Genomic DNA, 25,558 nt, shown 5'->3' with positions numbered 1-25,558 from the left:
CAAATAAAATAGCCTGAGGGACCAGGCTCTGAGGAGTTGTTATGGCTATGGTACAACCGAAATCGCAACGGCTGCGTCTGTTCACCACGCATCTGCTGCTGCTGTTATTTATCGCGGCGATTCTCTTTCCCCTGCTGATGGTGATTGCGATTTCGCTGCGTGCCGGGAACTTCGCCACCGGCAGCCTGATCCCGGAGCAGATCTCGTGGGAGCACTGGCGGCTGGCGCTGGGTTTCAGCGTGGAACATGCGGATGGCCGGGTGACACCGCCGCCCTTCCCGGTGCTGCTCTGGTTATGGAACTCGATCAAGATTGCGGCAATCAGTGCGCTGGGCATCGTGGCGCTCTCTACCACCTGCGCCTATGCCTTTGCCCGTATGCGCTTTACCGGCCGTGCCAGCCTGCTGAAAGGGATGCTGATATTCCAGATGTTCCCGGCGGTGCTGTCGCTGGTGGCGCTCTATGCCCTGTTTGATCGTCTCGGTCAGTATCTGCCCTTTATCGGGCTGAATACCCACGGTGGGGTGATCTTCGCCTATCTGGGCGGTATCGCGCTGCATGTCTGGACCATCAAAGGCTATTTCGAAACTATCGACGGGTCACTGGAAGAGGCGGCCGCGCTGGATGGCGCAACGCCGTGGCAGGCGTTCCGGCTGGTGCTGCTGCCGCTGTCGGTGCCGATTCTGGCGGTGGTGTTTATTCTGGCGTTTATCGCCGCGGTGACTGAAGTGCCGGTCGCCTCGCTGCTGCTGCGCGATGTGAACAGCTACACCCTGGCGGTCGGGATGCAGCAGTACCTCAATCCGCAGAACTATCTGTGGGGCGATTTCGCCGCTGCGGCGGTGCTCTCCGCGATTCCGATCACCCTAGTTTTCCTGCTGGCGCAGCGCTGGCTGGTGAGCGGTTTAACTGCGGGCGGGGTGAAAGGCTAAAACGATCATCATTGTACGTTGCCACTACTTACACAACGCCTGTTGTGGTTGAAGGATTCGGCGGCCTGCGGGCCGCCTTTTTTTATGCTAATCCGATTCCGACGCACGGCTGCCTGCCACCAGCGCCACGACCATGGCAGTGATCGCCTGCTCTCCTTCCGGTTTGCTGACATCGCCGCGTGCCACCGCGCCTGCGATGGCATCCGCGCCCCCCAGCAAGCCCCACATGCCGGCTTCCGGAATACCGCTGCTGCCTGCCAGAGGGGCAAACCAGCGCTGACAGCGGGCGATAAAGTCGAGCTGATAGTGGCGTTTGACGGCAGCCAGTTCCGGTGAGGTGCTGAGCGCTGACAGCAACTCCGGAATCTCACGCCCTTCCGTCATCACACAATCCACATAACAGGCCGCAAGCACTTCCGCTTTTTGTTGCATCACCATCGGCGCGGCATTTATCGCCGCTTCCATCTTTTCGGTCTGGCGACGATCAAAATCGTCATACAATGCCGCCAGCAATCCATGACGGGTGGTGAAGTGGTCATAAACCACCGGTTTACTGACCCCCCGCCGCGTCGCCGACTCTGGCCAGCGTCAGTGCCTCGCTGCCTTCGGTTTGCATTATCTGCCACGCGACGTCTGACAACTGCCTGCGTCGTGCTTCGCGTGACAGACGCTTACGGGGTGTTTTTTCAACGGTCATGTTTTTCCTGATGGGCGAACAGACGCTGGCCCAGTTGATGCGCCAGCTGATAGTGTGACTCAGGATAACCTTCATCGCCGCTAAGCAACAGTTCACTGGTCACCACCGGCGCACCGCAATAGTCAAAGATGCCGTGATCGATCTGATTCCGCATGCTGGCGAAATAGCCGCGCCGCAGAAAGGTTCGGGTGTCAGCCGCGCCAATCGCAACCAGATGCACGGGAAGATGGCCGAGGCGTTTTACGATATGGCCATCCTGCTCATCAAAGGCCCAGCCCGCGATGAAGACGCGGTCTATCCAGCCTTTAAGCTGTGCCGGAAATGACCACCAGTAGACCGGATAGACCAGCACCAGCGCATCGGCACGATCCAGCCGCTGCTGTTCTGCCAGCACATCGGGTGGCGTCGGCGCCAGAGCGTTGAAATGTCTGTGATCGCTGAGCGTAAAACGTGGATCAAACCCTTCTGCTGACAGATCGGCCTGTTCAGCCGTATGGTGGCCTGTCGCGATAATGCCCTGCGCCAGCTGGTCCGCCACGCGATGGGTGTGAGCGTCCTGATTGGGATGGGAAGTCACTATTAATGCATGCATCGTCGTCACCTTACCTGATTAGTCATTAAGCTACTAAAGGTAAGTTACCATTAGTAGGTTAGCAAGCGGCGACCACTGATCAATTCGCTGACCGCACTTACTGTTTAAACGCAGAAGTCGCCAGCAAGGCCTGCTCCAGCAGAGGGTGATCGAACGTAAAGGGAAGGTGCGCCAGGCTGGCGGAGGGGAAATGGATCTGCTGCGCAATCTCTCTTACCCTGTCCGCGTTAATCGCCGCAGGCAGCGTCAGAGGCGAGTGGAAACGGCGCAGCAGCGCCAGCAGTTCAGGCTCCACCTGCTTACCCTGCTGTTCAATCCAGGATTGTACCAGCAAGCTAAAGCCGACCTTTTCACCATGCAGCCAGTGATGCAGCTCCGGCTGGTGAGTCAGGCGATCGTGGATGATATGGGCGAAGCCGGGAGTCGCCATCGCATCCTGAATACTGTTAGCCAGCCCCGCCAGCACAATGTTGGCTTCAATCACTTTCTCCAGCGCCGGGGTGACCTGCTGCCTGATGTTATCGGCCACCGCCATTTCGCCCCAGCGTTTCAGCACCGTTACCGCCTGCCAGGCGGCTGCGACTTTAAGATCCAGCGCCAGCTGGTGCGGCGTCTGTCGCTGATAAGGCTCAAATTCAAACCATTTGGCCAGCGCATCCACGATCCCGGCCCGCAGATAACGTACCTCGCTGCGGGCGATGACCTCGCTGTCCACCAGAATCCGCTCCGGCATGGCATTCAGTGGCTGGCTGCGCAGATGGCCGCCGCGCTCATCATAGATAATCGCCAGCGGAGACCAGGCGGCACAGGTGGCGGCCAGCGTGGCGAAGTTAACCAGCCGGATATCCGGCAACGCGTCGTTGACCGCTTTGGCACAGTCCAGCACCCGCCCGCCACCCACAGCCAGAATCAGGGTAGCGCCATGCGTCTGCACCTGCTGTTGCAGCGCAGCAATCGCCGCATCGGTACACTCACCGGTCAGCGTGTCGAGCTGCCAGCGGATCCCCGCCCGTTCCAGACTTATGCTCATGTCAGGATTCACCGCCTGCCAGGCCCGCGGCGAGGTGAAGATGTGAATATGCGAGGCAAGCGGCCGGATAATTTCTCCCACCCCGGCCCGCAGCCCTGGCCGTTGCAGATAGCCTTTCGGCGACATCACGCGAAACATCGTTCCCCCCTTATCGACGATAAGCCAGCGAGCGCACCAGCCGGTCGCCGAGTTTCTGAATCAGCATTACCAGCGCCAGCAGCACCACAATGGTGGCCGCCATGATTTGGTTATCAAAGCGCTGGTAACCGTAGCGAATCGCCAGATCGCCCAGCCCGCCACCGCCAACCACGCCCGCCATCGCCGAGAAGCCAATCAACATCACAATCGTCAGGGTAACGCCCGCCACCAGCGCGGGAAGCGCTTCCGGCAGCAGCACACGGCTGACGATATGCCACAGCGTACCGCCCATTGATACCACCGCTTCTATGCGGCCGCGGTCGACCTCATCCAGCGCGTTCTCCACGATGCGGGCAAAGAAGGGAAATGCCCCCCAGCGTAATCGGCACAATGGCGGCAGTGCTGCCCAGCGTGGTGCCGACCAGCAGACGGGTAAAGGGGATCAGCGCAATCAGCAGCACCACAAATGGCAAGGCGCGTCCGGTATTTACCAGCGTATTCAGCAGCAGTGAAATCGCGCGATTGGGCAGAATGCCTTTTGGCCGGGTAAGAAACAGCAGCACGCCTACCGGCAGCCCTATCGCGACCGTGAAAAGGGCCGCCAGCAACACCATATACAGTGTTTCGCCAGTGGCGTTCAGCAGCAGTTCCTGAAACCGCTCACTACTCATGCTACGCATCGGGTTAACGCCTCACGCTGATATTTTTCGATAAACGCCCGGTCTGCTTCGCCATCCTTCAGCAGCATTTTGCGCAGGCGTCCCTCTTCACGTCCCATGATCTGGCTCAGGCTGCCGCTCTCAACCAGCTGGCCATTCTCAAGCAGCGCCGCCCCGTCACAAATCCGCTTCACCACCGCCATTTCATGGGTGATCAATACAATGGTGATATTGAGCTGCTGCTGAATATCGGCCAGCAGATCGAGAATCGAAGTGGTGGTTTCGGGATCCAGCGCGCTGGTCGCCTCATCGCACAGCAGATAACGGGGTCGGGCGGCCAGCGCGCGGGCGATGCCGACGCGCTGTTTCTGTCCACCGGAGAGCTGCGACGGCCAGGCCGCCGCAAAGGAGGCCAGCCCCACCAGTTTCAGCAGCGATGCGACCCGCTCGCGGCGTTCAGCCGCAGGCACACCGGCGATCTCCAGCGCCAGATCGACGTTGTCCTGCACGTTGCGCGAATGCAGCAGATTGAAGTGCTGGAAGATCATCCCCATCTGCTGTCGCTGCTGACGCAGTTGCGCCAGGCTCATCGCAGCGAGATCCTGCCCGTCAATTTCAATCAGGCCGCTGGTGGGACTCTCCAGCCGATTGAGGCAGCGCAATAGTGTACTTTTTCCCGCTCCGCTCCGACCGAGGATGCCAAAGATGGTCCCTTCTTCGATGGTGAGTGAGATGTCGTCTAACGCTGGCGCAGATGCGCCAGGATACTGTTTGCTGAGATGACTGAGTTTAATCATGCTGCTGGTCCGCAACCGGAATCACTGAGCCCTGATAATTTTTACGGATAAACTCCGCTACCTGCGGCGAGCGCAGATCTTTCGCCAGCTGTAACACGCGGGGATCTTTCGCCAGTTCTGGCGTCGTTACCAGCAGGTTGGCGTAGGGATTATGTGCTGCAGACTCCAGTCCCAGCGCATCTTTCGCCGGGGTCAGACCTGCTTCCAGCGCGTAGTTGCCGTTGATAATTGCGGCATCCACATCATCCAGCGAGCGTGGCAGCTGCGGCGACTCAATCTCAACGATCTTAATTTTCTTCGGGTTTTCACTGATATCTTTTGGCGTCACCAGCGTCGAACCCGTTTCACCCTGCGCGTTAAGTTTGATCACCCCTTTGTCCTGCAGCAGCCAGAGTGCGCGGCTCAGGTTAGTGGTATTGTTCGGTACCGCAATGCTGGCCCCTTCAGGTAGCGCCGCTAAACTTTTCACTTTCCGCGAATAGATACCCAGCGGCTCGATGTGAACACTGGCGGCCACGGCAAAGGTTTTCCCCAGCGCCTTCTCCTGATCTTTCAGGTAAGGCAGATGCTGGAAGTAGTTGGCATCCACATCCCCGGCGGCCAGCAGCTCATTGGCATTCACGCCCCCCGCTCAGCTCAACAATTTTGAGATCCAGTTTCGGATCCAGGGTTTTGACATACTCCAGGATTTCCGCATGGGGCAGCGGATCGGCCGCTACGCGCAGCGGCGCGGCCTGTAAACTCTGGGCAATCAGCAGTGAAAGACCGGCCAGGGCCAGAAAGCGCTTTTTTAATCATCATCATTTATCTCTTATCGTTATCAGTGGGTGTTGTGTTCGGGATAGAAACGCTGGGCAACTTCCGGATGCGAACGCAACCGGCCTTTAAGGTAGTTCCAGCCCACTTCGCGCAGCAGCGGATTAAGCGGATCGCTGCTCGGTCCCTGTGCCAGTTCAGCCAGCTGAGGAGGCAGTTGATAGATCGGCACCACGGCGTCGAGTTGCGCGCCAAGGAAAAAGGCGATGGATAAGCGCTCGCTGCTCTGCGGTGGCGACACCACACGGTGCACCGTTGCGCGAAGATAACCGTTGGTCGCCAGCTCCAGCAGCTCGCCAATGTTCACCACAAACGCGCCCGGCAGTGGTGAGGCATCGATCCAGTTGTCCGGCGTCACTTCCACCTGTAAGCCCGGCTGATCGTCCTGCAGTAACATCGTCAGGAAGCCTGAATCTTTGTGCGCGCCAACACCCTGGCGTGATTCGCCCTCCGTGCGGCCCGGATAACGGATCAGTTTGATATGTTCGTTGGGATAGTCGCCATAGAGGTTATCGAAGGCGTTGCGCGGCAGATTCAGTGCCCCGGCAAAGGCGCGCAGCAGCTCCAGCGCCACCGCTGTCATCTGCTGCTGCCAGCGGGTGACCACCGTTTGCAGTTCAGGTAAAGCTTCAGGCCACTGATTCGGCCCCTGCATCCGTTGCCAGGTGGGTGAATCGGCGGTAACGGGCAGCGCTTCCCGTTCCGCACCAATATCAAACTGCTCGCGATAGTCAGGCTGGCTGCGGGTTATTTCAACCCCCCGCCAGGTTATAGCCGCGAAAATGCGGCGAGTTCGCCATCGCCACTGCGGATTTATCCGCCTGTGGCAGGGCAAAAAATTTCCGCGCGACGTGCTGAACCTCATCTAATAATTCACGGTCGATGCCGTGATTGATTAAATAGAAGAAACCGACATCACGCGCGGCCTGGCTTAATTTTTCCAGGACCTGTTGCTGCTGCTGTTGATTACCTGACAATAATGCGAAATCAATTACCGGCAATTCTGCTGTGGTTAACGCGCTCATGATTGACACTCTGTTGGCATGGAATCGCTTTACACTGCCATTTCATTTATGCGTTAACTACCAACTAATCCTGCTATGGATATGCGACGGATGGGAATATCCCACCACGCTGCGGGCTTTAAACCCGCAGATTACTCTGCGCTCCACGCCGCGAATGCCGGCGGTAACCATGCCGTAATCTCAGGCAAAGGCTGTTGATAAAGCGCAATCTCGACAAAACAGGTCTGCGCACTGCACCCCTGGCCGAGTCGTGAACTGCCGCTATCCTGGGTCAGCACATTGGGATTGCCGTGTTTATCCAGCGGCCGGCCCTCCTGCTGATCGAGCGGGTCATACCAGGCGCCGGTCGACATCTGTACGACACCCGGCAGGATATCCTGCGTCAGATGCACACCCGCCAGCAGCGCGCCGCGTCCGTTAAAGACTTTTACGATGCTGTTCTCCTCAATGCCGCGCGCAGCAGCATCTTCAGGATGCATCCAGAGTGGCTCACGCCCGGCAATTTTGGTGGCCCGGCTGACCCGTCCATGATCGTACTGACTATGCAACCGGGTCCGTGGCTGGCTGGAGAGCAGATGCAACGGCCACTGCTGCTTTTCCTGCTGTTGCGCCTGGTATTCCGGCGCATACCAGCAGGCAAATCCGGGCGCTTCGTCATACCCGAAATCGGCCACCTGCTGAGAGAAAAGTTCGATTTTCCCCGACGGCGTGCTGAGCGGGGCTGACTCCGGGTTATCGCGAAACGCTTTTAGCAGGATCTGCGGCGTCTCCGGCGCGGGATACTCCACCACTCCCTGTGACCAGAATGCCTCAAATAACGGCAGTTCGATGCCCTGTGCTGCAGCGCGTGGCCGGGAATCTTCATAGAGTGACTGAAGCCACTGGCGCTCATCACGCCCCTGCGTAAAGGCGTCAGCAAAACCGAGTCGCTGCGACAGAGCGGCAAAAATTGCGTAATCCGATTTTGCCTCGCCAAACGGCGGCAGATGCTGCGGCATGGCGATGATAAAACCGTCGTTGCTGGCGCTGCCAATATCTTCACGCTCCAGCGACGTGGTCGCAGGCAGCACGATGTCGGCAAATTTTGCCTGTGCCGTCCAGAACTGCTCATGCACAATTACGGTGTCCGGCCGCTGCCAGGCGCGTATCAGCTTGTTGATATCCTGATGATGATGAAAGACATTGCCGCCCGCCCAGTAGACCAGCCGGATGTCGGGATAGACCAGCTGTTGCCCATCAAACTCATAGTGCCCTCCGGGATTGAGCAACATGTCGGCGATGCGTGCCACCGGAATCGTCTCCTGAACCGGATTATGACCGGCGGGCAGACGAGGCCCGGAAAACTGTCGCCGGGCGGCACCGGCCAGATTGGTTGAGGCGTAACCAAAGCCCAGCCCGCCGCCGGGCGTGCCGATCTGACCCAGCAGAGCGCTAGTCGCAACGGTGGCCCAGAAAGCCTGCTCGCCCTGCCGCGCCCGCTGCACTGACCACGCAATATTCACCATCGTTTTATGCGCCGCCATCTGCCGTGCCAACGCACGGATTTCCGCGGCCGCCAGCCCGGTCAGCGGAGCGGCCCATTCTGGCGTTTTAGCTATACCGTCGCGTTCACCCAGCAGGTAGGCGGCATAGTGGTCAAAGCCCACCGTGTAACGTTCTGTGAATGGCGCGTCATAGAGAGATTCAGTAATTAACACCTGCCCGATTGCCAGTAACAGCGCCGTATCGGAGCCGGGCTGTATCGCCAGCCACTCCGCATCCGCCACCCCAGCGAGATCGTTTCTGACCGGACTGATGTTGATAAACCGGGTGCCATTCTGCCGTAGCGTGGTTAACCAATGAGAAAGCGCATGGTCATTAGCCCCGCCGCCATTGACCTGCGCATTGCGCAGCGGCAAACCCCCGATAGCCACAAACAGTTCGCAATGCTCTGCCAGAACCGGCCAATGGGTATGGTGACGTTGTAACTCATCGAGGTTGCCGATGATGTGCGGCAGCGTGCGTTCACCGGCCGCAATGCTGTAGGTGTTGGTGCTGGCGATATAGCCGCCATAGTGGTTAAAGAAACGATGAAGCTGGCTCTGGGCATGATGGAAACGTCCGGCACTCGACCAGCCGTAAGAGCCGGCGTAGATCGCCTGATTGCCGTGCTCTGTTTTGACACGCCCCAGCTCCTCCGCCACCAGTTGCAACGCAACATCCCAACTCACTTCCACAAACGGCTCTTTGCCGCGCCCGTTGCGGGATGCGCTTCTGTTCTGGAGATAACCGAGCCTGACGGCCGGATTTTTGACCCGGGTTTCGCTTTGCACCGCGCCCGGTAACGACTGCCCGATCGCAGAGGGATTACGGTCCCACGCCACCGGCCTGACGGACGTCAGCGTGTCCCCATCGGTGGTGACGTGATACGTGCCCCAGTGCATAACGGCTAAATCATTCTTTTTCATGGCTCACTCGCGTCGGATACGGCGCGAGAGACGCGTACCCAGGGTTTGCAGTAGCTGGACAATGACAATCAGCACCAGCGCAGTCGAAATCGTGGCAAAGGCATCAAAGCGCTGATAGCCGTAAGTGATGGCGAGGTCGCCAATGCCGCCGCCGCCCACCGTGCCCGCCATCGCCGTCGCACCCAGCAGGCCGATAGTGGCGGTGGTCAGGGCTAACACCAGCGACGAGGCGGCTTCCGGTATCATGAAATACCAGATAGTCTGCAGCGTGGTGGCACCCATCGCATTGGCTGACTCCAGAATGCCCTCATCCACCTCCAGCAGGGCATTCTCCACCAGCCGCGAAATATAGGGCGCGATAAATATCACCAGCGGCACAATGGCTCCCGCCGTACCGATGGTGGTGTTCACCAGCAGGCGCGTCAGCGGCAGAATCGTGATCAGCAGAATAATAAACGGCAGTGAACGGATGATATTCACGATCGGGTTCAGCAACTGATGTACCAGTCGATTCGGCTGTATCCCACCCGGACGACAGATCACCAGCACAATGCCAAGCGGCAGGCCCAGCAGCGAACCAAAGCCCAGCGACAACGCCACCATGATCAGCGTGTCCTGCATCGCCGTCAGGAACTGATCGCCGGTAACGGCGGTTTCAAAGAGTTCTGACATCACTGATTTTCACTCCGGTCGCGATGAGAAACTGGATGGCCGCCTCGCGTCTTGCGGGCTCGCCTTTGATCTGCACAATCATGAAACCCAGAATGGTACGCTGTACTTCCGTCATGCTGGCGAACAGGATATTCACTTCAACCTCATGTTCACGGATCAGGCGATTGATGATCGGCTGTTGTGCCGTGCTGCCGACAAACTCCAGCCGCAACACGTCGACAGCCGGATGCTGGCTTAACAGCGCAAGGGTCTGCTGTGGCAGACGATCGTGGATGACGGACTGCACAAAGCTGGCGCTCACCGACTGTTGCGGTTCAGCAAACAGCGACAGGACATCGCCCTGTTCAACGATACGGCCCTGCTCCATCACCGCCATCCGGTTGCAGATCTTCTGGACCACCGACATCTCATGGGTGATCAGGACAATGGTGATGCCGTAACGCTGATTAATCTCCTGTAACAGCAGCAGAATCTGTACCGTGGTCTGGGGATCCAGCGCGGAGGTCGCCTCATCACACAACAGAATCGCGGGATTGGTTGCCAGCGCGCGGGCAATTCCGACGCGCTGTTTTTGTCCGCCGGAGAGTTCATCCGGGTAGCTGTGGGCTTTGTCGCTGAGGTTAACAAACGCCAGCAGCTCGCGCTACACGGGTGGCGATAAAATCTTTATCCCGGCCCTGTAAAATCAGTGGGATGGCGACGTTGTGAAACACCGTTCTGGCATTGAGCAGATTGAAGTGCTGGAAGATCATGCCAATCTGCTTTTTGACCTGAATTAAGCGCTTTTTGCTGATCCCTTGTAACGCTTCACCCTGCACCTCAACCGAGCCGGTTGTGGGGGGTCTCCAGGTGATTAATCAGGCGCAGCAGCGTACTTTTTCCGGCTCCACTGGTGCCGATGACGCCAAAGATGTCACCCTGGTTGATACGCAGATTAATCTCCTTCAGCGCCTGCACTTCAGCACCGTTACGCGCAAACGTTTTGCTGACATGGCGAAACGCAATGGCTACCTGACTCATTTGAAATAATCTGGCAGCAGATAGCCCGCATACTGCGCATTACCGGTGATATAGGTTTTAAATTCTGCTGAGTGGTAGCCGGCAATAATGTCACGGGCAAACTGAGCCTGCTTATTTTTACCGGCTACCGTCACCACGTTAATAAACTGGCTGGTTGCCGCTTCCAGTTTCAGTGCCGAATTGAGTTTCATGCCACTGGATACCGCGAAGTTGCCCTGAATGACTCCATAGTCAACATCGGGGAGTGCACGCACCTGCTGAGCGTTATCCATCTCTTTAAGCACGATTTTGTAGGGATTTTCCGTGATATTTTTCTGCGAAAAAGTGGCAGCATCGCTATCGGGGCTGATTTTGAGCCAGCCGATGCTCTGGAGTAACAGCGCCGCCCGGTACTCATTTGAGGGCTGATTGGGCACAGAGACCGTGCTGCCCGGCGCGGGTTGAGTCAGCGTTTTCACGCGCCCAGAGTAGAGCCCCATTGGCGGGGTCGGCACCTGCACAATCCCAACGTTATCAATGCCAAGCCGCTCATTAACCGACTTAAGATAGACGGGATGCTGCATGATATTGGCGTCAATCGTCCCGCGATGAACAGCATCATTAACCTGAATTCCATCACTGAAATCTTTATACTCCAGAGTATACCCCTGCCTGATTAATAAGGGCGCGACGCCTTTTTCAAATTGCTCTTTATAAGGCCCTGGATTAAATCCAATCCGTATTTTCTTCTGGTCGGCTGCCTGAGCGGCAGAAATAAAAAAGGCTGGCGGTGGTCAGCGCCAGAATAATTCCCCCGGGATGTGATCTGCATTGTTTGCCCTGATTCATTATTGTGAGAGCGATCGATTTAATCACAGCCATCGCGGAGAGGAACAGGCAAAACCCAGCCCCGACTTTGGCTTATTTATGCTAACGATAGTCACATGCTGGATATTCGAATCCTTGCAAAGAACAGCGTTATTTCTGCTAAAGATTTTAATGTCAGCTGTGTCATCCTTCCTCGCTTAACACTATTTATTGCGGGAGAGATATGGCGGAGTTTGCAGCTTCAGAGATGGTCGCAGGGCTGGAAGAGAACCTCTTCAGCATGCTGGAAAAGCAGGCAGCACAACTGGATGATGCGCTGTTACCGCTGATCGATCTCTCTTCCGGCAGTCCGCGTCAGCCAACGCCGCCCGCGGTAATCGCTTCATTACAGGCTGCGGCAGCGAAACCGGAGAACCATGAGTATCCCTCGTTCTGGGGCAAACCCGCGCTGCGACGTGCTATCGCAGCCTTCTACCAGCGTCACTACGGCGTCACGCTCGATCCTGAAACTGAAGTGGCGCTGTTCCAGGGCGCGCACATTGGCGTCAATGGTTTTCCCCGCGCCCTGCTCAATCCGGGGCAGGTGTTGATCTCTACCGATCCCTGCTATCCGCTCTACCGCTCAGCGGCCCGTCAGGCAGGTGCCGATTTTTATGGCATTCCGCTGGAGGCGCGCAATGCTTTCCTGCCCGATTTCACCCTGGTGCCGGACGAGATCGCGGCGCGTGCCGGTCTGCTGCTGCTCAATTATCCCCATAATCCCACTGGCGCACTGGCGACAGCCGCGCTGTTCGCCGACGCGCTGGCCTTCGCCCGCCAGCATCATGTTCCGCTGATTCATGACTTCGCCTATGCCACGCTGGGCAGTGAGTCGGGCGAACAGCCGCTGAGTCTGCTGGCACAGCCCGATGGCAAAGCCTGGGGCGTGGAAATCTACACGCTGTCAAAAAAGCGCACTCATGGCAGGCTGGCGGGTGGGATTTGCGGTGGGAAACGCCTCGATGATTGCAGCATTTAAAAAACTTCATACTCATAGCTACAGCACGGTGTATGGCGCGGTGCAGGATGCCGCCATCACCGCGTTGTCGCTGCCCGCTGAACAACTCAGCTTGCTGGCAGAGCATTACCATCAGCGCCGCAGAGTGATTTTAGCCAGGCTGGCAGTAATGCACTGGCCGGTACGCGCCCGTCAGGGCACCTTTTTCCTCTGGCTGGCAGCGCCAGCTGGTTTCACCGGGGAGCAGTTCGCCGCCCTGCTACTGGCCCAGTGTCATCTGCTGGTGGCACCGGGTAACGGGTTTGGCGCAGCGGGTCGTGATTATATTCGCATCAGCCTGACAACCGGGACGGAGCAATTACTGCAGGCGCTGGATCGCATCGACGAACTGAAACTGTTTAAGTAGCGCATCAGCACCGGGAAAACCAGTTCCAGATATAACCAGAGCACCAGCCGCAAGTTATTACCAAATGTTCAGACCCGTAAGCAGGCGTGAATAAGTTCACTATGCTGGGTTTGTCAGTAAATGCAGTTATTTCGGCTGAAAACTTGCAAAAACTTACAATCGTAGTCTAGAGTTTACCGGCTGCGGTTTCTGCCGCTTCACTTAAAAATTATTCGGCTTCTTATAGCTTTCATTTCCACGGTTTCTTCTGAACATTGTTTGCGGCTGCGAAAGCTATAAGACTCCTTCATTGATGCACCTGAGGAGAATATGGACACCAGAAACTCATCGTCTGAACACCCAAAGAAACATTTCTGGAACAGGAAGCCAAAAGAGCTGACTGTTGACGACATTACCGTAATCGACAACGACATGCTGAAGCGTGCAGTTGGCGCAGCTGCGTTAGGTAATGCGATGGAATGGTTCGACTTTGGCGTATACAGCTATCTCGCCGTGATCATCGGCAAAGTCTTCTTCCCGGATGCCAACAACGCGGTGCAGCTAATCGCCACCTTTGGTACGTTTGCCGCGGCCTTCCTGGTACGTCCGATTGGCGGCCTGGTATTTGGCCCGCTGGGTGACCGCATCGGACGGCAGAAAGTGCTGGCGATGACGATGATCATGATGTCGATTGGTACGTTCTGTATCGGTCTGATCCCGGCTTACTCTTCAATAGGCATCATGGCACCGATTCTGCTGCTGGTGGCACGTCTGATCCAGGGCTTCTCAACCGGTGGTGAATATGGTGGCGCAGCGACCTTTATCGCGGAGTACTCTACCGATAAACGCCGGGGCTTTATGGGCAGCTTCCTGGAATTCGGCACCATCGGTGGTTACCTGCTGGGTGCCAGCCTGGTCACGGTGATGACCACCGTGATGTCGAATGAGGCGATGATGTCCTGGGGCTGGCGCGTGCCGTTCTTTATCGCCGCGCCGCTGGGCCTGTTTGGTCTCTATGTGCGACTGAAGCTGGAAGAGACTCCGGCTTTCCAGCAGCACATGGAAAAACAGGAAGCACTGGAGCAAAGCAAGCCGCGTCTGACGCTGATGCAGATGCTGAGCAAATACCGCGCACCGATGATGAAATGTATCGGTCTGGTGCTGCTGTTTAACGTCTCTAACTACATGCTGACCTCGTACATGCCGAGCTATCTGACCGGCGTGCTGGGTCTGCCAGAGTTAAGTGGCCTGCTGCTGGTGATGGTGGCGATGTTCGTGATGATGCCGCTGACGCTGCTGTGGGGTCGCTGGACTGACCGCATCGGTCGTCGTCCGGTGATTGCCTTTGGTGCGGTGGGTCTGATCCTGCTCGCCATCCCGAGCTTTATGCTGATCGGGTCCGGTAATATGTGGGCGGTATTTGGCGGCCTGATGATTCTGGGTGTACTGCACACCTGCTTCAGCGGCACTATGCCTTCGACGCTGCCTGCGCTGTTTACTACCGATATCCGTTACAGTGCGCTGGCCATCGGCTTCAACCTTTCGGTATCGCTGTTTGGGGGTACGACACCGCTGATTACCGCGTGGCTGGTGGATACCACTAAAAACAATATGATGCCGGCTTACTACATGATGGGCGCGGGCGTGATTGGCCTGCTCACCATTCTGACGGTACGTGAAACAGCCCGTCAACCGCTGACCGGTTCATCCCCTGCGGTAGCGACCAAAGCGGAAGCGCATCGCCTGATCGACAAGCTGCGCAAGCGGCACAAGCCATCAGCGACCACCGCGAAATAACTGTTCTGACACCCTGCTCTGCAGGGTGTTTTTTTTATCTGCCATCCGATCTGTTTACCCAGCTGATTTAACTGCCCTGAAACGCGCCACTTTCGCCCGATTGCCACACAGCGCCATGCTGCACCAGCGACGGCGATGCGCTTTGGTGCGATCGTAAAACCACAGTGTACAGGCGGGATGTTCACAGCCACGGACTCTGCTGAAGTCCTCCTGCGCCAGCAACATCGCGGCCTGTTCCGCAACCTGTCCCAGCCGCTGCATCACACTCTGGCCCGCATAGACCCGCCTGATTTTTAAGGCACCCGGCTCCCCGGTCATTTGCAGATGGCTGGTCGCTTCACCCAGCCAGGCGTTCAGCGCCTGAATATCAATGCCCTCTCCCGCTTTGTGCTGCTGCACGTTATCACGAATGATCTGACGTAAGTGACGCGCTGCTTCCAACAGCGCACCCGGTTCATGCTGCGGAGCCGGGGCATCTGGTGCCAGTCCGGCCTGGTGTAGCCAGGCTTCAACATCCTGATCGGTTTGCCAGAAGTCGTGCGGCTGGCCTTCCACGATGGCCACGGTATTGATGAAATCCAGCGCCGGATGATCAGCCAGAAACCACGGTCCCTGGGCGGTGTGTGATTGCGTTTCCGCCATGATATTGCCTCCCTTGTTAACTCTGCTGATGCCACTGTAACCGACAAAGTACTATTTGAATAGTTACACCGCATCTTTTGTAACCATTATAAATTGATTTGACAGGTTACATTCTGGCTGCATAATGACTCTTGGTAACCCCATAAATATCATTTAACCAGTTACAGGAGTTCAGCATGCGTGATCAATCCATTTCCTATCGTTACCAGCAGGCCGATGGCGTCAATATTTTCTATCGCGAAGCGGGCGATCCTTCCCTGCCGGTACTGCTGCTGTTGCATGGCTTTCCCACCTCTTCACATCAGTTCCGCAATCTGATCCCGCTTCTGGCCGATAAATTTCATCTCATCGCACCCGATATGCCGGGCTTTGGCTTCACTGAAGTGCCTGCTGAGCGCAACTATTCCTGGACCTTCGACGCGCTGGGCCAGACGCTGACCGCCTTTGTCGATGCACTGGGGCTGGAACGTTATGCGATGTATGTTTTCGACTATGGCGCACCTGCCGGTCTGCGACTGGCACTGGCTTACCCCGATCGCGTCAGCGGACTGATATCACAAAACGGTAACGCCTATCTGGAGGGATTAGGAGAAGCCTGGGCGCCGGTCCGCGCCTACTGGGACGATCCCAGCGAAGCAAATGGTCAGGTGATCCGTGACGCCATCCTGACGCTGGAAGGGGTGAAGTGGCAGTATCTGCATGGGGTGAGCGATCCGCAGCAGATCGCCCCGGAAACCTATACCCTGGATACTCTGCTGATGGAGCGCCCCGGTAACAAAGATATTCAGCAGGCCCTGTTTCTCAATTACGCCAGTAATCTGAAACGTTATCCGGAATTTCAGGCGTTCTTTCGCCAGCAGCAGGTGCCAACGCTGGTGATCTGGGGCAAGCACGATCCGTTCTTTCTTCCACCGGGCGCAGTGGCCTGGCAGCGGGATAATCCACAGGCGGTGGTCGAGATGCTGGATAGCGGCCACTTCGCGCTGGAGACGCACACCCATCACATTGCGTCGCGCATCCGCGAGATGTTCAGTGGCGACTGACCCGCTGCGCGCAGAGGCAGGCTATTCAGCGCTGCCTCTGCATACGTGCAGGTCATTCATTGCTAAAGCGGCCAACGGTGCTGGCCGCGCCCAGCGCATGGCCTTTTAGCTGTGCAACCAGCTCTGCCTGGGTTAACCCCGCTTTCAACTGACCCACCGGCAAATCGGTGGCGATCAGCACAAAGTTATAGTGATGCAGCCCACTGCCTGCAGGCGGACAAGGACCATAATAGTGCAGCGTCCCTGGGGTATTTTTTCCGCCGGTGTAGTCCTTGCCCTTTGTCAGAGCCCCCTGCGCAAATGACGAGCGGCTGGCGGGAATGTTATAGGCCACCATGTGGGTAACGCCGAGCCCTTTGGCCCCGACCGGATCGGTCATCAGAAGAGCCAGACTGCGGGTGCCCGCCGGAATCGCAGACCAGTTCAATTCGGGAGAGATATTCTCACCGGTACAGGAAGGATTACTTTTATTGGCACCGGCAAACTTTTTATCCAGTAGCGCATTATCGCTGAAGTCCTGTGATTGCAGCGTAAATACCGACGCCGCCAGCGTGGTCATTGGCAAAACGGCCAGCACGGTCGCGCAGAGTAATTTTTTCACTAGCCACTCCTTATCAGATTACTCAAGAGATTATGTTCCGTATGGATTGCGTCACTGCCTGATTACTATAACGGCTTTAACGCGATTGACCCGACTGACCGCCTGTTCAGGGGTAAGGAAACGGCAAATCTATGATCTCCGTCGCGCTGGCTGAGAGAGCTGGCGCGTTGCCCTGTGACGCATTACCCGATATAAGTTAACGCGTCTGGCTGAAGTTTCGCCTGAATCATCGTCACTGTCACCAATAAGTGGACACTATGCAGATTGAAGATCTCCGGATTTACGTGGCCGTAATGCATGCTGGCAACTTTACTGCAGCAGCTGAGCATCTGATGCTATCGAAACAGTATGTCAGCCGCCGTATGGCTGCGCTGGAGGCATCATTAGGGGTACGACTGTTGATCCGTAACACCCGTAAGCTGTCTGTAACGGATGCAGGTTTACTGTTCGCGCAACATGCTCAGCGCATTCTGGATGAGATTCAGGAAGCGCAACTGGCGGTGTCAGAGCAGCAGCAGGCGCTGCGCGGCACCTTCCGAATCAATCTGCCGATGTCCTTTGGCATGAGCCACCTGTCCCCCCCTGATTGCCGAGTTTCTGAGCCACCATCCGTCATTGCAGTTTCATATTGAGCTGGCTGACCGCTATGCCGATGTGATTGGCGAAGGCGTTGATATGGCGATTCGCATCGGTACGCTGGCTGATTCCACGCTGATTGCCCGTCCGCTCGGCGAGCTGAAGCGGGTTATCTGCTGCAGCCCCCCGCTATCTGGAACGGGCAGGCGTGCCGCAGCAGCCAGAAGCCTTGCTGCAACATGCCTGTCTGCGCTACGGACGTGAAGGTCAGAATGGCTGGGAACTGCAGGTCAATGGTAAACCCAAGTGGCTGGCGGTTCAGGGCCCGATGGTGAGTAACAATGGCGAGGTTCTGCGTGATGCCGCACTGGCAGGCTTAGGACTGGTATTGTTACCCGCCTTTATTGTTGAGACAGCCCTGCAACGCGGTGAGCTGGTGACCGTGCTGGACGACTATCTGCCGCCCGCACTCTCTCTGAATGCGGTTTACCCGCAGCACCGTCAGCGCAGCGAAGTAAACCGCCAGTTACTGGCCTTTCTCCAGGCGCGTTTAGCGTCGTGACAGCACTAAAGTTTTTTTAATGCCGCAAAGACTCTGGCGACAGCGACGGCACCCGGATCAGACACGCCGTTGAGGTTAGCACTGTTAAGATAAGATGATCGGCCCGCTTTTGCTTTCCCCATGCTGGCGGTTGCATCACTGCCCTGCTGTGCCGCATCAGCCGCCTCTGCCAGCGATTTACCCGCCACCAACGCCTCGATTGCCGGTTGCAGCGCATCTATCAGCGTGCGATCTCCTGGTTGTGCCCCGCCATACTGCTTCATCTTCTCCAGACCCTGTTGCAGGGCCGCGGGCAGCGCATCCTCTTCGGCCAGCTGCTGCGCAGCAGCGGTGAAGAAGATCGCCATCAGTACGCCGCTGGAGCCGCCCATCACGGTCGCCAGTCGCTCACCCGTCACCGCGAGCAGATCGGGCAAGGCATTTAACGGCAGCTGATTATCTGTACATTCGCGCTGGATCTGGCGTGCGCCAGCAGCAAAGGTCGAACCGGTATCGCCATCACCGACCTGCGCATCCAGTTTGTTCAGCTCGCTTTCGCTGGCGATCAGGGTTTCACAGATGCTGTTAACAAACGCAGCGACGGTCGGGTTATCTGAGGGTTGCGCCGGATGCGCTGTTGCCTCTTTTGTCGCGTTTACCGGCTGCAGCGGTGCGATTTTAACCGCCTGAACCCAGCCGGTGACCTCAACCGGCGCACAGATCGCCTCTTCGAACAACGGCGTCAGCGTCATGGAGGTGACGGAAAAGCCCTTCATGTCCAGCGCGGTCATCAGCGGAGCCGGGCCAATCAGATAATCACTGCCCCGGCTGAGCGGCGACTCAATCAGGTCGCGTGTGACCAGACTCATTTCCAGCGCGGACATGCCGCCAAGATTATTGATTAACAGCGCGCGTGGCTGATCGTTGTCCGGCATCAATTTCTCCAGCAGATGCTGCACAATCTGCTGACTGTTTTGCGTCTGCATGACGTCAACGCCCGGTTCGCCGTGAATCCCCAGCCCCATTTCAACGCTGCCGTCTGGCACTCGCTGGCCGGTCTGTTCATCCGGCAGATGGCAGCTTGAGAGCGCAACGCCCATGGTGGCGATAGCACGACTGGCTGCCTCTGCTGCCTCGGTCACCGCCGTCAGGTCATCACCCCGCTCTGCGACGAAGCCCGCCACTTTATGCACCAGCAACGTGCCCGCGACGCCGCGTGGCTGAGGGTTATCGGGCAACGCAACATCATCACCGACAATCACCATATTGACGCCGAATCCCGCTTTGCGCGCTTTTTCTGCCGCCAGACCGAAGTTGAGGCGATCTCCGGTGTAGTTTTTCACAATCAGCAGACATCCCGCCTCACCGGTAATATTGATGATGGCGTTGTAAACCGCGTCAACGCTGGGGGAAGCAAAAACATCGCCACAGACGGCAGCCGTCAGCATCCCTTTGCCGATAAAGCCGACATGGGCCGGTTCATGGCCTGAACCACCACCGGAAATCAGCGCGACCTGCTGTTTTTGCCAGTCATTACGCATCACGATGCGAATGCGCGGATCGACCTGCAACCGGACCAGATTGCGCCACGGGCTGGCGTAAATCATGCCATCTAACGCGCTGTCGACGAGATCATCCTTTTTTATTCATTACGAATCGGGTCATGTCTTCTTTCCTCATAGGCATGCGGGTTTGCTGATGACCCAGTGTTACATACCACTGACGACAGTGAGAAATCCATCAACAGGTCAGTAGCCTGATTTCAGACATACCGCACGGAAACCAGCTGACACAGGCGCAGTGATTTTTACTAATTGATTGATTTTTATCAAATGTCTTTACCTGAAAGTGAGAGGTTCTGCGCAGAACATGAACCGGGGATCACGGATGGTAAAAATTCATTTGTTAACAGAGGATGTTTTAATGACCCAACGTATGATTCTCAATGAAACCGCCTGGTTTGGTGCTGGTGCTTTGCGCCATTTGCCGGAAGAGGTACAACGTCGCGGGATGCGAAAAGCACTGATCGTCACTGACAAAGCGCTGGTCGCGGCGGGTGCGCTGAAGCGGGTGACCGATCTGCTGGCGCAACATCAGCTTGACTGGGCGGTGTATGATGAGGTGGTGCCGAATCCTACCATTCGGGTTGTGCAGCAGGGTGTTGCGGTGTTCAGAGAGTCAGGTGCCGACTACCTGATCGCCATTGGCGGCGGCTCACCACAGGATACCAGCAAGGCGATCGGCATTATTATTAATAACCCTGAGTTTGAAGATGTGCGCAGCCTGGAAGGCGTCAGCCCTACCCGTCATCCGTGCGTGCCGATCATCGCCATCCCGACCACGGCAGGCACCGCCGCAGAAGTGACGATTAATTACGTCATTACCGATGAAGAGAATCGCCGTAAGTTTGTCTGTGTCGATCCCCATGACATACCGAAAGTGGCGATCATTGATGCGGAGATGATGGCGAGCATGCCAGCGTCGCTGAAGGCTGCGACCGGTATTGATGCCCTAACCCATGCCATTGAAGGCTATATCACACGCGGTGCCTGGACCCTGACCGATATGCTGCACCTCAAAGCCATTGAGATTATCAGCCAGTCACTGCGCGAATCGGTGGCAGGAAATATTGAGGCGGTTGAGCAGATGGCGCTGGGACAATATGTGGCCGGTATGGGTTTCTCTAATGTCGGCCTTGGTCTGGTGCATGGCATGGCACACCCGCTGGGCGCCTTTTACAATGTCCCGCACGGCGTAGCCAATGCCATTTTGCTGCCGCAGGTGATGGCGTGGAATGCCTCAAGCACTGGCGAAAAATATCGCGACATTGCCCGTGCAATGGGTGTGAAACAGGTTGAGTCATTGTCGCTGGATCAGGCGCGGGAAGCGGCGGTCGCCGCGGTGCGTCAGCTCTGTCGCGATGTGGGTATTCCCCGCTCACTGCGTGAAGTGGGCTTAAAAGAAGCGGATATCCCTGCACTGGCACAGGCCGCGCTGGATGATGTCTGCACCGGCGGCAACCCACGTACGCCGGACCTGGAGGACGTGGTGGCGTTATACCGCCAGAGTTAAAGCGCATATCCTGTAGTGATGCACTGCCGATAACAGGCCCGTCCACGCTGGCGGGCTTTTTTTACGTCATGGCAACGCTTAATCCGGGAGCCTTCGCCAGAGGTTGTTCAGTCTGACTTACAGCATCAGCCAAGGTTTTAGCCGCGTTTATCCTGCCTGGTTTCAGCCTGAAATCGCCCGCTGTTACGATGAAGTTCAGCGAGCGAACCAACTGCCTTTACCCATGATTTCTTTAGATGCTAAACCCTGATTCACTTGATCTGGATCACAAAAATCCGCATCATGCGCAGCGAAAACCTTAATGACGCTGCGGAGATATCAATGACACTGTACCAGGGTATGCTAATTTTCTATGCCGTTGTTGCATTGATCGCTACGCTGATCACGTTCTTCATCGCCAAAGATAAGCTGAGCATCAAACTGCTGAGCGCCTTTCTGGTGGGGGCCACCTGGCCGATGAGTTTTCCTGTCGCGCTGATGTTTGCTCTGTTTTAATTGACATTATCCCCTTAGATACCACACTCAGGTAAGACGTCCCTGACCTGCAAACCGCCGATCACCGACGTGGCCTTGTTCATGACGGTTAATAAGGAGCGGATATGCGCGTTATCAGTGTGATGATTCTGGTTTCTCTTCTCAGTGCCTGTAGTGCCCCATGGCACGCTGAAAAACCGGTTCCGGCGGCCGAAACCCGCCAGCAGACCTGCCAGCCAGGCTCCAATCCCAGCCAGAACGACTGCGGTCATTTCCCTGAACCTGAATTCCATTGATCCTGTCACAAGGCGATCGCTGCTGTGAGATCTCAATTACGCTATTTCATCGCATAACAAGGCTTTACACGCTGCTAACCGGTCAGTAAAGTAGCGCCCAGACATCAATTCTGATGCGTAAGCGTTAACGTCAACCAACGCCCCCCGCAGCACTGCTGCATGTGATGATCCCTGCCATGATGCCTGTACAACACCCAGCTAAACCTCTCGCTGCGTATTCCAGCGCCACATTTTTTTTGTTCGTCCTGCTACTGACCGCGGCTAATCTTCGTGCGCCCATTACTGTCATCGGCCCGGTACTACAGGATATCCGCCAGACCTTTGGCCTGAGTGTCGGTGAAGCAGGTCTGTTTAACTTTATTCCACTGATGCTGTTTGCCCTGCTCGCCCCACTGGCCGCCTGGCTGGGAAATCGCGTCGGGCTTGAGCGCAGTTTATGGGGCGCGCTATGCCTGATCACTGCCGGTTCGCTGTTGCGCTGGCAGCCTGCTGAAGCGGCGTTGTGGAGCGGAACGCTGTTGCTCAGCGCAGGTATTGCCGCCGCCAACGTGCTGCTGCCGCCACTGATTAAACGCGATTTCACCGCCCACACCGCTAAATATATTGGCCTTTATGCCGCCGCCATGTCGATTACTGCCAGCCTGGCATCTGGCATTGCCGTTCCGCTAAGCCAGCTTTCAGCGGCAGGCTGGCGACTCTCGCTGGTTGTCTGGGCGCTACCGGCGCTGATTGCGCTACTCGTCTGGCTGCCGCTGTTACGTCAACGGCGGTCAACCGCAGCGTCCGCCGACGCGCCCGTTGCATATCGCCATCCGTGGCGAACGCCCGGCGGCTGGCAAATCGCCCTGTTTATGGCGCTGCAATCGCTGGCGTTTTATACCCTGATTGACTGGTTTACGCTGTTTGCCCAGGATAACGGCTTCAGTCAGGCCCACGCAGGCTGGCTGCTGTTCTGGTATCAGGCAATTGCGATCGTCGCCAACCTGGGCTGCATGGTGGCGCTGAAGCGCGTAAAAGATGCCCGGCTTACCGCGTTTATTGCTTCATCAGGCATTTTCCTCGGCATGCTGGGCCTCTTGCTCAATCCGCAGTGGGCCGTCATCTGGCTGACACTGGCCGGACTGGGCGCAGGCGCATCACTGGTGCTCTGCCTCTCACTGTTTAATCTTCGAGCCACCCATCACCGTCAGGCGTCACAGCTGTCGGGCATGGCACAGTGTGTCGGATATGCGCTGGCGGCACTCGGCCCTTTGTTCTTTGGCGTGCTCCATGAGCAGAGCGGTAACTGGACGCTGCCCTTCAGCGTGCTGGCAATGCTGAGCCTGTTACAGATGCTGCTGGCTCCGCTGGCAGCGCAGTCAAAACCCATTAGCTGAAAATGCGGCGGAGCCGTTAACAATAAATGACTCGCCGATCGCGGATGCTTAGCATCACGGGTCGGCGGGAATCGACGGGAGAATGTGCGTGTCTGAACTGAATAATGCTTTGCTGCAGGAGATCCTGGATCAGGTGCGTCCGCTGATCCATCAGGGAAAGGTGGCTGACTATATCCCTGCGCTGGCGGATGTGGCTGCCGATCATCTGGCAATAGCGGTTTGCCTGCGTGATGGCACCCTCTTTCAGGCGGGCGATGCTGAGACGCGCTTTTCGGTTCAGTCGATCTCCAAGGCGCTCTCTCTGACCGTAGCACTGACCCGCTATGAGGACAGCGAAATCTGGCAGCGGGTCGGCAAAGAGCCTTCTGGCCAGCCATTTAATTCATTGGTTCAGCTGGAGCTGGAACAGGGCAAGCCGCGTAATCCGTTTATTAATGCCGGTGCGCTGGTGATTTGCGATCTGCTGGAAACCCGACTGACCGCCCCGCGTCAGCGAATGCTGGAAATTGTGCGCCAGCTGAGTCAGCAGTCCGATATCAATTATGATCGCCACGTTGCCCGCTCTGAGTTCGAACATTCTGCCCGCAATGCAGCGATCGCCTGGCTGATGAAGTCGTTTGGAAATTTCGACAACGATGTCACCAGCGTGATGCAGACCTATTTCCACTACTGTTCCCTGTCGATGAACTGCGTTGAGCTGGCCCGCACGTTTATCTATCTGGCGAATCAGGGCAAAACGCTGGATGGCAGCCAGATGATTACTCCACGTCAGGCGCGGCAGATTAACGCACTGATGATCACCAGCGGGATGTATGACGGCGCAGGCGAATTCGCGTGGCGGGTCGGGATGCCCGCAAAATCGGGCGTGGGTGGCGGGATTATTGCCATTATCCCAGGTGAGATGAGCATTGCCGTCTGGTCGCCTGGGCTGGATAGCGCGGGCAATTCTCTGGCCGGTACCGCTGTGCTGGAATTGCTGACCGAGAAGCTGGGGCGATCGATATTCTGAGTCTGAGCGCGCAAGTCACAGGCTCGCCGTGGTGAAATGCGACGGGGTTCCCTTGATTTCAGGAAGCTGATTTTGCATTTTCCGTGTAGTGCGCTGGCGATTTGAGTCGTCAGCGATAATCAGAACTCAAAAAATTAATTAGTGCGAAATCTGCGCCAGATCGTCTTCATTCAGACCAGTCATCTGCATAACGGTATTGCGATCCATGCCACTCTTCAGCATGGTGTGGGCAATTCTGAGGCTTGCTCCACGACTACCTTCTGTACGTCCCTGTTCAATACCCTGTTCAATGCCTTTCTCAAGCCCTATCTGCTCAAGCTGTTGTGCGATAGTCATAAGTGCGTTCTCGTGTTGGGGCACACGCTGTGCCAGCTCCCGTACAAAGGCTTTGGCGTCCGATGTTTCACCTGCCTGTACAATGTAGTGTACCAGCGTTATCACCTGTGATGAAGAGTGATAGCCAGCCTGCAAAATGGTTACCAGCCTGTCCATCATTTCAGCCAGATCACGCTGCCGGATATGCTTCTGCAACAGGGTCAGAGCCGCCATGCTGCGATGTTGCATGATCTCATCGTCAGGAATCACCGTGACATCGACCAGCGGAAAACTACGGCTGTAAAGCCTGTCCGCCAGCGCCGGGGCGTCGAACTCATCCAGCCACCGGGTCGAATAGGGATAGGGAGTGCGTCTGCCAGTGTAAAACAGGACGGGAATCACCAGCGGCAACCGCTTCTGCCCTGCTTCAAGATGGCGTTGCATGGCAGCCACTGCATAGCGCATCAGCCGAAATGCCATATGTTTGTCTGGCACAGATTGATGCTCAATGAGTACATGGATATATCCATCGCCAGCGGTTGTTTTAAGACTGTATAGCACGTCGCTGAAGTACTGCCGGAGGTCATCCTCGACAAACGACCCCGGCTCCAGTTTCAGCGTGCTGAGATCACAGCATATGCGCAGCTCTGGCGGCAAATGCAGCTCCATGAAATCCCTGGCAATATCCGGCTGAGTCAGAAATAGCCGGAATGTGGCATCATGAGGCACAGGCGTGCTGTTCTTCTTTTTCACTGGCCAGAATCCTTTCTGTTCCTGAAGCGCTTACATTGGCTGATTCAGC

Annotated in this window: 16 protein-coding genes and 9 pseudogenes; 10 read left to right on the top strand and 15 right to left on the bottom strand. The window is 56.7% G+C overall.

Annotated features, from left to right (window positions below):
• The first annotated feature begins 41 nt into the window (after positions 1 to 41).
• A complete protein-coding gene (gene malG, locus JNO11_RS23380) occupies positions 42 to 932 on the top strand; it encodes a maltose ABC transporter permease MalG (protein ID WP_010247369.1) in 891 nt (296 codons plus the stop codon).
• Between the two features lie 87 nt (positions 933 to 1,019).
• Here the strand turns inward: malG and JNO11_RS23375 are convergent.
• The 11 genes and pseudogenes from JNO11_RS23375 to JNO11_RS23320 form a co-directional block, all read right to left on the bottom strand.
• Positions 1,020 to 1,629 (bottom strand): annotated as a pseudogene (locus JNO11_RS23375) (TetR/AcrR family transcriptional regulator).
• Positions 1,619 to 2,221, bottom strand: coding sequence for an NAD(P)H-dependent oxidoreductase (locus tag JNO11_RS23365; protein WP_325178014.1), 603 nt, complete (start codon positions 2,219 to 2,221; stop codon positions 1,619 to 1,621). Before JNO11_RS23365 ends, JNO11_RS23375 begins: the two are co-directional and overlap by 11 nt.
• Before the next feature lie 97 nt (positions 2,222 to 2,318).
• Complete coding sequence (locus JNO11_RS23360; RefSeq protein ID WP_325178013.1) at positions 2,319 to 3,389, bottom strand: iron-containing alcohol dehydrogenase family protein; 1,071 nt, start codon at positions 3,387 to 3,389, stop codon at positions 2,319 to 2,321.
• Between the two features lie 10 nt (positions 3,390 to 3,399).
• Positions 3,400 to 4,069: pseudogene (locus tag JNO11_RS23355) on the bottom strand (methionine ABC transporter permease).
• Entirely contained in the window at positions 4,057 to 4,845 is a 789-nt protein-coding gene (locus JNO11_RS23350; RefSeq protein WP_010670747.1) for an ATP-binding cassette domain-containing protein, read from the bottom strand. The pseudogene JNO11_RS23355 and the gene JNO11_RS23350 overlap by 13 nt, the downstream one beginning before the upstream one ends.
• Positions 4,838 to 5,624: pseudogene (locus JNO11_RS23345) on the bottom strand (MetQ/NlpA family ABC transporter substrate-binding protein). Before JNO11_RS23345 ends, JNO11_RS23350 begins: the two are co-directional and overlap by 8 nt.
• Positions 5,625 to 5,665: 41 nt before the next feature.
• Positions 5,666 to 6,686, bottom strand: a pseudogene (locus JNO11_RS23340) (isopenicillin N synthase family oxygenase).
• Positions 6,687 to 6,817: 131 nt separating this feature from the next.
• Positions 6,818 to 9,133: a molybdopterin-dependent oxidoreductase gene (locus JNO11_RS23335; RefSeq protein ID WP_325178012.1), complete on the bottom strand. Its 2,316-nt coding sequence runs from the start codon at positions 9,131 to 9,133 to the stop codon at positions 6,818 to 6,820.
• A gap of 3 nt (positions 9,134 to 9,136) precedes the next feature.
• Positions 9,137 to 9,805 carry a methionine ABC transporter permease gene (locus tag JNO11_RS23330; RefSeq protein ID WP_010670743.1) on the bottom strand — a complete coding sequence of 223 codons (669 nt, stop codon included), beginning with the start codon at positions 9,803 to 9,805 and terminating at the stop codon, positions 9,137 to 9,139.
• Positions 9,789 to 10,825, bottom strand: a pseudogene (locus JNO11_RS23325) (ATP-binding cassette domain-containing protein). The gene JNO11_RS23330 and the pseudogene JNO11_RS23325 overlap by 17 nt, the downstream one beginning before the upstream one ends.
• A pseudogene (locus tag JNO11_RS23320) lies at positions 10,822 to 11,653 on the bottom strand (MetQ/NlpA family ABC transporter substrate-binding protein). Before JNO11_RS23320 ends, JNO11_RS23325 begins: the two co-directional pseudogenes overlap by 4 nt.
• Positions 11,654 to 11,855: 202 nt before the next feature.
• On the opposite strand from JNO11_RS23320, the pseudogene JNO11_RS23315 reads away from it, so the two are divergent.
• Positions 11,856 to 13,035 (top strand): annotated as a pseudogene (locus JNO11_RS23315) (aminotransferase class I/II-fold pyridoxal phosphate-dependent enzyme).
• A gap of 309 nt (positions 13,036 to 13,344) precedes the next feature.
• Positions 13,345 to 14,811 carry a glycine betaine/L-proline transporter ProP gene (gene proP, locus JNO11_RS23310; protein ID WP_010670739.1) on the top strand — a complete coding sequence of 489 codons (1,467 nt, stop codon included), beginning with the start codon at positions 13,345 to 13,347 and terminating at the stop codon, positions 14,809 to 14,811.
• Positions 14,812 to 14,865: 54 nt separating this feature from the next.
• On the opposite strand, the gene JNO11_RS23305 is transcribed toward proP, so the two are convergent.
• The gene (locus JNO11_RS23305; protein ID WP_062759173.1) at positions 14,866 to 15,453 is read right to left on the bottom strand and encodes an ABATE domain-containing protein; all 588 of its coding nucleotides are present in this window, start codon (positions 15,451 to 15,453) and stop codon (positions 14,866 to 14,868) included.
• A gap of 176 nt (positions 15,454 to 15,629) precedes the next feature.
• Here JNO11_RS23305 and JNO11_RS23300 point away from each other — a divergent pair, with 176 nt between their 5' ends.
• Positions 15,630 to 16,496 (top strand): alpha/beta hydrolase, encoded by an 867-nt coding sequence (locus JNO11_RS23300; protein ID WP_325178011.1) that lies wholly within the window; start codon positions 15,630 to 15,632, stop codon positions 16,494 to 16,496.
• Positions 16,497 to 16,548: 52 nt separating this feature from the next.
• Here JNO11_RS23300 and JNO11_RS23295 read toward each other — a convergent pair whose 3' ends face one another.
• Positions 16,549 to 17,097: a YbhB/YbcL family Raf kinase inhibitor-like protein gene (locus tag JNO11_RS23295; protein WP_010247409.1), complete on the bottom strand. Its 549-nt coding sequence runs from the start codon at positions 17,095 to 17,097 to the stop codon at positions 16,549 to 16,551.
• A 257-nt stretch (positions 17,098 to 17,354) separates the two neighbouring features.
• Here JNO11_RS23295 and JNO11_RS23290 point away from each other — a divergent pair.
• Positions 17,355 to 18,235: pseudogene (locus JNO11_RS23290) on the top strand (LysR family transcriptional regulator).
• 5 nt (positions 18,236 to 18,240) lie between these two features.
• Here the strand turns inward: JNO11_RS23290 and JNO11_RS23285 are convergent.
• A pseudogene (locus JNO11_RS23285) lies at positions 18,241 to 19,879 on the bottom strand (dihydroxyacetone kinase subunit DhaK).
• A gap of 258 nt (positions 19,880 to 20,137) precedes the next feature.
• Between JNO11_RS23285 and fucO the strand changes: the two are divergent.
• The 5 genes from fucO (at position 20,138) to glsB (ending at position 24,441) form a co-directional block, all read left to right on the top strand.
• Complete coding sequence (gene fucO, locus JNO11_RS23280) at positions 20,138 to 21,286, top strand: lactaldehyde reductase (protein WP_325178010.1); 1,149 nt, start codon at positions 20,138 to 20,140, stop codon at positions 21,284 to 21,286.
• Between the two features lie 321 nt (positions 21,287 to 21,607).
• On the top strand, positions 21,608 to 21,781 hold the full coding sequence (locus tag JNO11_RS23275) for a GhoT/OrtT family toxin (RefSeq protein ID WP_010247416.1): 174 nt from the start codon (positions 21,608 to 21,610) through the stop codon (positions 21,779 to 21,781).
• A gap of 104 nt (positions 21,782 to 21,885) precedes the next feature.
• Complete coding sequence (locus JNO11_RS23270) at positions 21,886 to 22,056, top strand: hypothetical protein (protein WP_010247418.1); 171 nt, start codon at positions 21,886 to 21,888, stop codon at positions 22,054 to 22,056.
• Positions 22,057 to 22,232: 176 nt separating this feature from the next.
• A complete protein-coding gene (locus JNO11_RS23265) occupies positions 22,233 to 23,432 on the top strand; it encodes an MFS transporter (protein ID WP_325178009.1) in 1,200 nt (399 codons plus the stop codon).
• Positions 23,433 to 23,520: 88 nt separating this feature from the next.
• Positions 23,521 to 24,441, top strand: coding sequence for a glutaminase B (gene glsB / locus JNO11_RS23260; RefSeq protein ID WP_263056957.1), 921 nt, complete (start codon positions 23,521 to 23,523; stop codon positions 24,439 to 24,441).
• 138 nt (positions 24,442 to 24,579) lie between these two features.
• Here glsB and JNO11_RS23255 read toward each other — a convergent pair whose 3' ends face one another.
• Positions 24,580 to 25,509, bottom strand: a complete 930-nt coding sequence (locus JNO11_RS23255; RefSeq protein ID WP_325178008.1) for an Rpn family recombination-promoting nuclease/putative transposase — start codon at positions 25,507 to 25,509, stop codon at positions 24,580 to 24,582.
• Positions 25,510 to 25,558 lie beyond the last annotated feature (49 nt).

Origin of the sequence: Pantoea sp. 1B4, assembly GCF_016925765.1 — a bacterium.
Classification (GTDB): Bacteria; Pseudomonadota; Gammaproteobacteria; order Enterobacterales; family Enterobacteriaceae; genus Pantoea; species Pantoea agglomerans.
Note: the sequence above shows the minus strand (reverse complement) of the source record. Positions and strands in the feature narration are given on the sequence as shown.

Excerpts from the sequence above, each read along its gene's own strand:
- malG (WP_010247369.1), top strand. The coding sequence starts at position 42 with ATGGCTATGGTACAACCGAAATCGCAACGGCTGCGTCTGTTCACCACG.
- JNO11_RS23365 (WP_325178014.1), bottom strand. The coding sequence starts at position 2,221 with ATGCATGCATTAATAGTGACTTCCCATCCCAATCAGGACGCTCACACC.
- JNO11_RS23360 (WP_325178013.1), bottom strand. The coding sequence starts at position 3,389 with ATGTTTCGCGTGATGTCGCCGAAAGGCTATCTGCAACGGCCAGGGCTG.
- JNO11_RS23350 (WP_010670747.1), bottom strand. The coding sequence starts at position 4,845 with ATGATTAAACTCAGTCATCTCAGCAAACAGTATCCTGGCGCATCTGCG.
- JNO11_RS23335 (WP_325178012.1), bottom strand. The coding sequence starts at position 9,133 with ATGAAAAAGAATGATTTAGCCGTTATGCACTGGGGCACGTATCACGTC.
- JNO11_RS23330 (WP_010670743.1), bottom strand. The coding sequence starts at position 9,805 with ATGTCAGAACTCTTTGAAACCGCCGTTACCGGCGATCAGTTCCTGACG.
- proP (WP_010670739.1), top strand. The coding sequence starts at position 13,345 with ATGGACACCAGAAACTCATCGTCTGAACACCCAAAGAAACATTTCTGG.
- JNO11_RS23305 (WP_062759173.1), bottom strand. The coding sequence starts at position 15,453 with ATGGCGGAAACGCAATCACACACCGCCCAGGGACCGTGGTTTCTGGCT.
- JNO11_RS23300 (WP_325178011.1), top strand. The coding sequence starts at position 15,630 with ATGCGTGATCAATCCATTTCCTATCGTTACCAGCAGGCCGATGGCGTC.
- fucO (WP_325178010.1), top strand. The coding sequence starts at position 20,138 with ATGACCCAACGTATGATTCTCAATGAAACCGCCTGGTTTGGTGCTGGT.
- JNO11_RS23275 (WP_010247416.1), top strand. The coding sequence starts at position 21,608 with ATGACACTGTACCAGGGTATGCTAATTTTCTATGCCGTTGTTGCATTG.
- JNO11_RS23270 (WP_010247418.1), top strand. The coding sequence starts at position 21,886 with ATGCGCGTTATCAGTGTGATGATTCTGGTTTCTCTTCTCAGTGCCTGT.
- JNO11_RS23265 (WP_325178009.1), top strand. The coding sequence starts at position 22,233 with ATGATGCCTGTACAACACCCAGCTAAACCTCTCGCTGCGTATTCCAGC.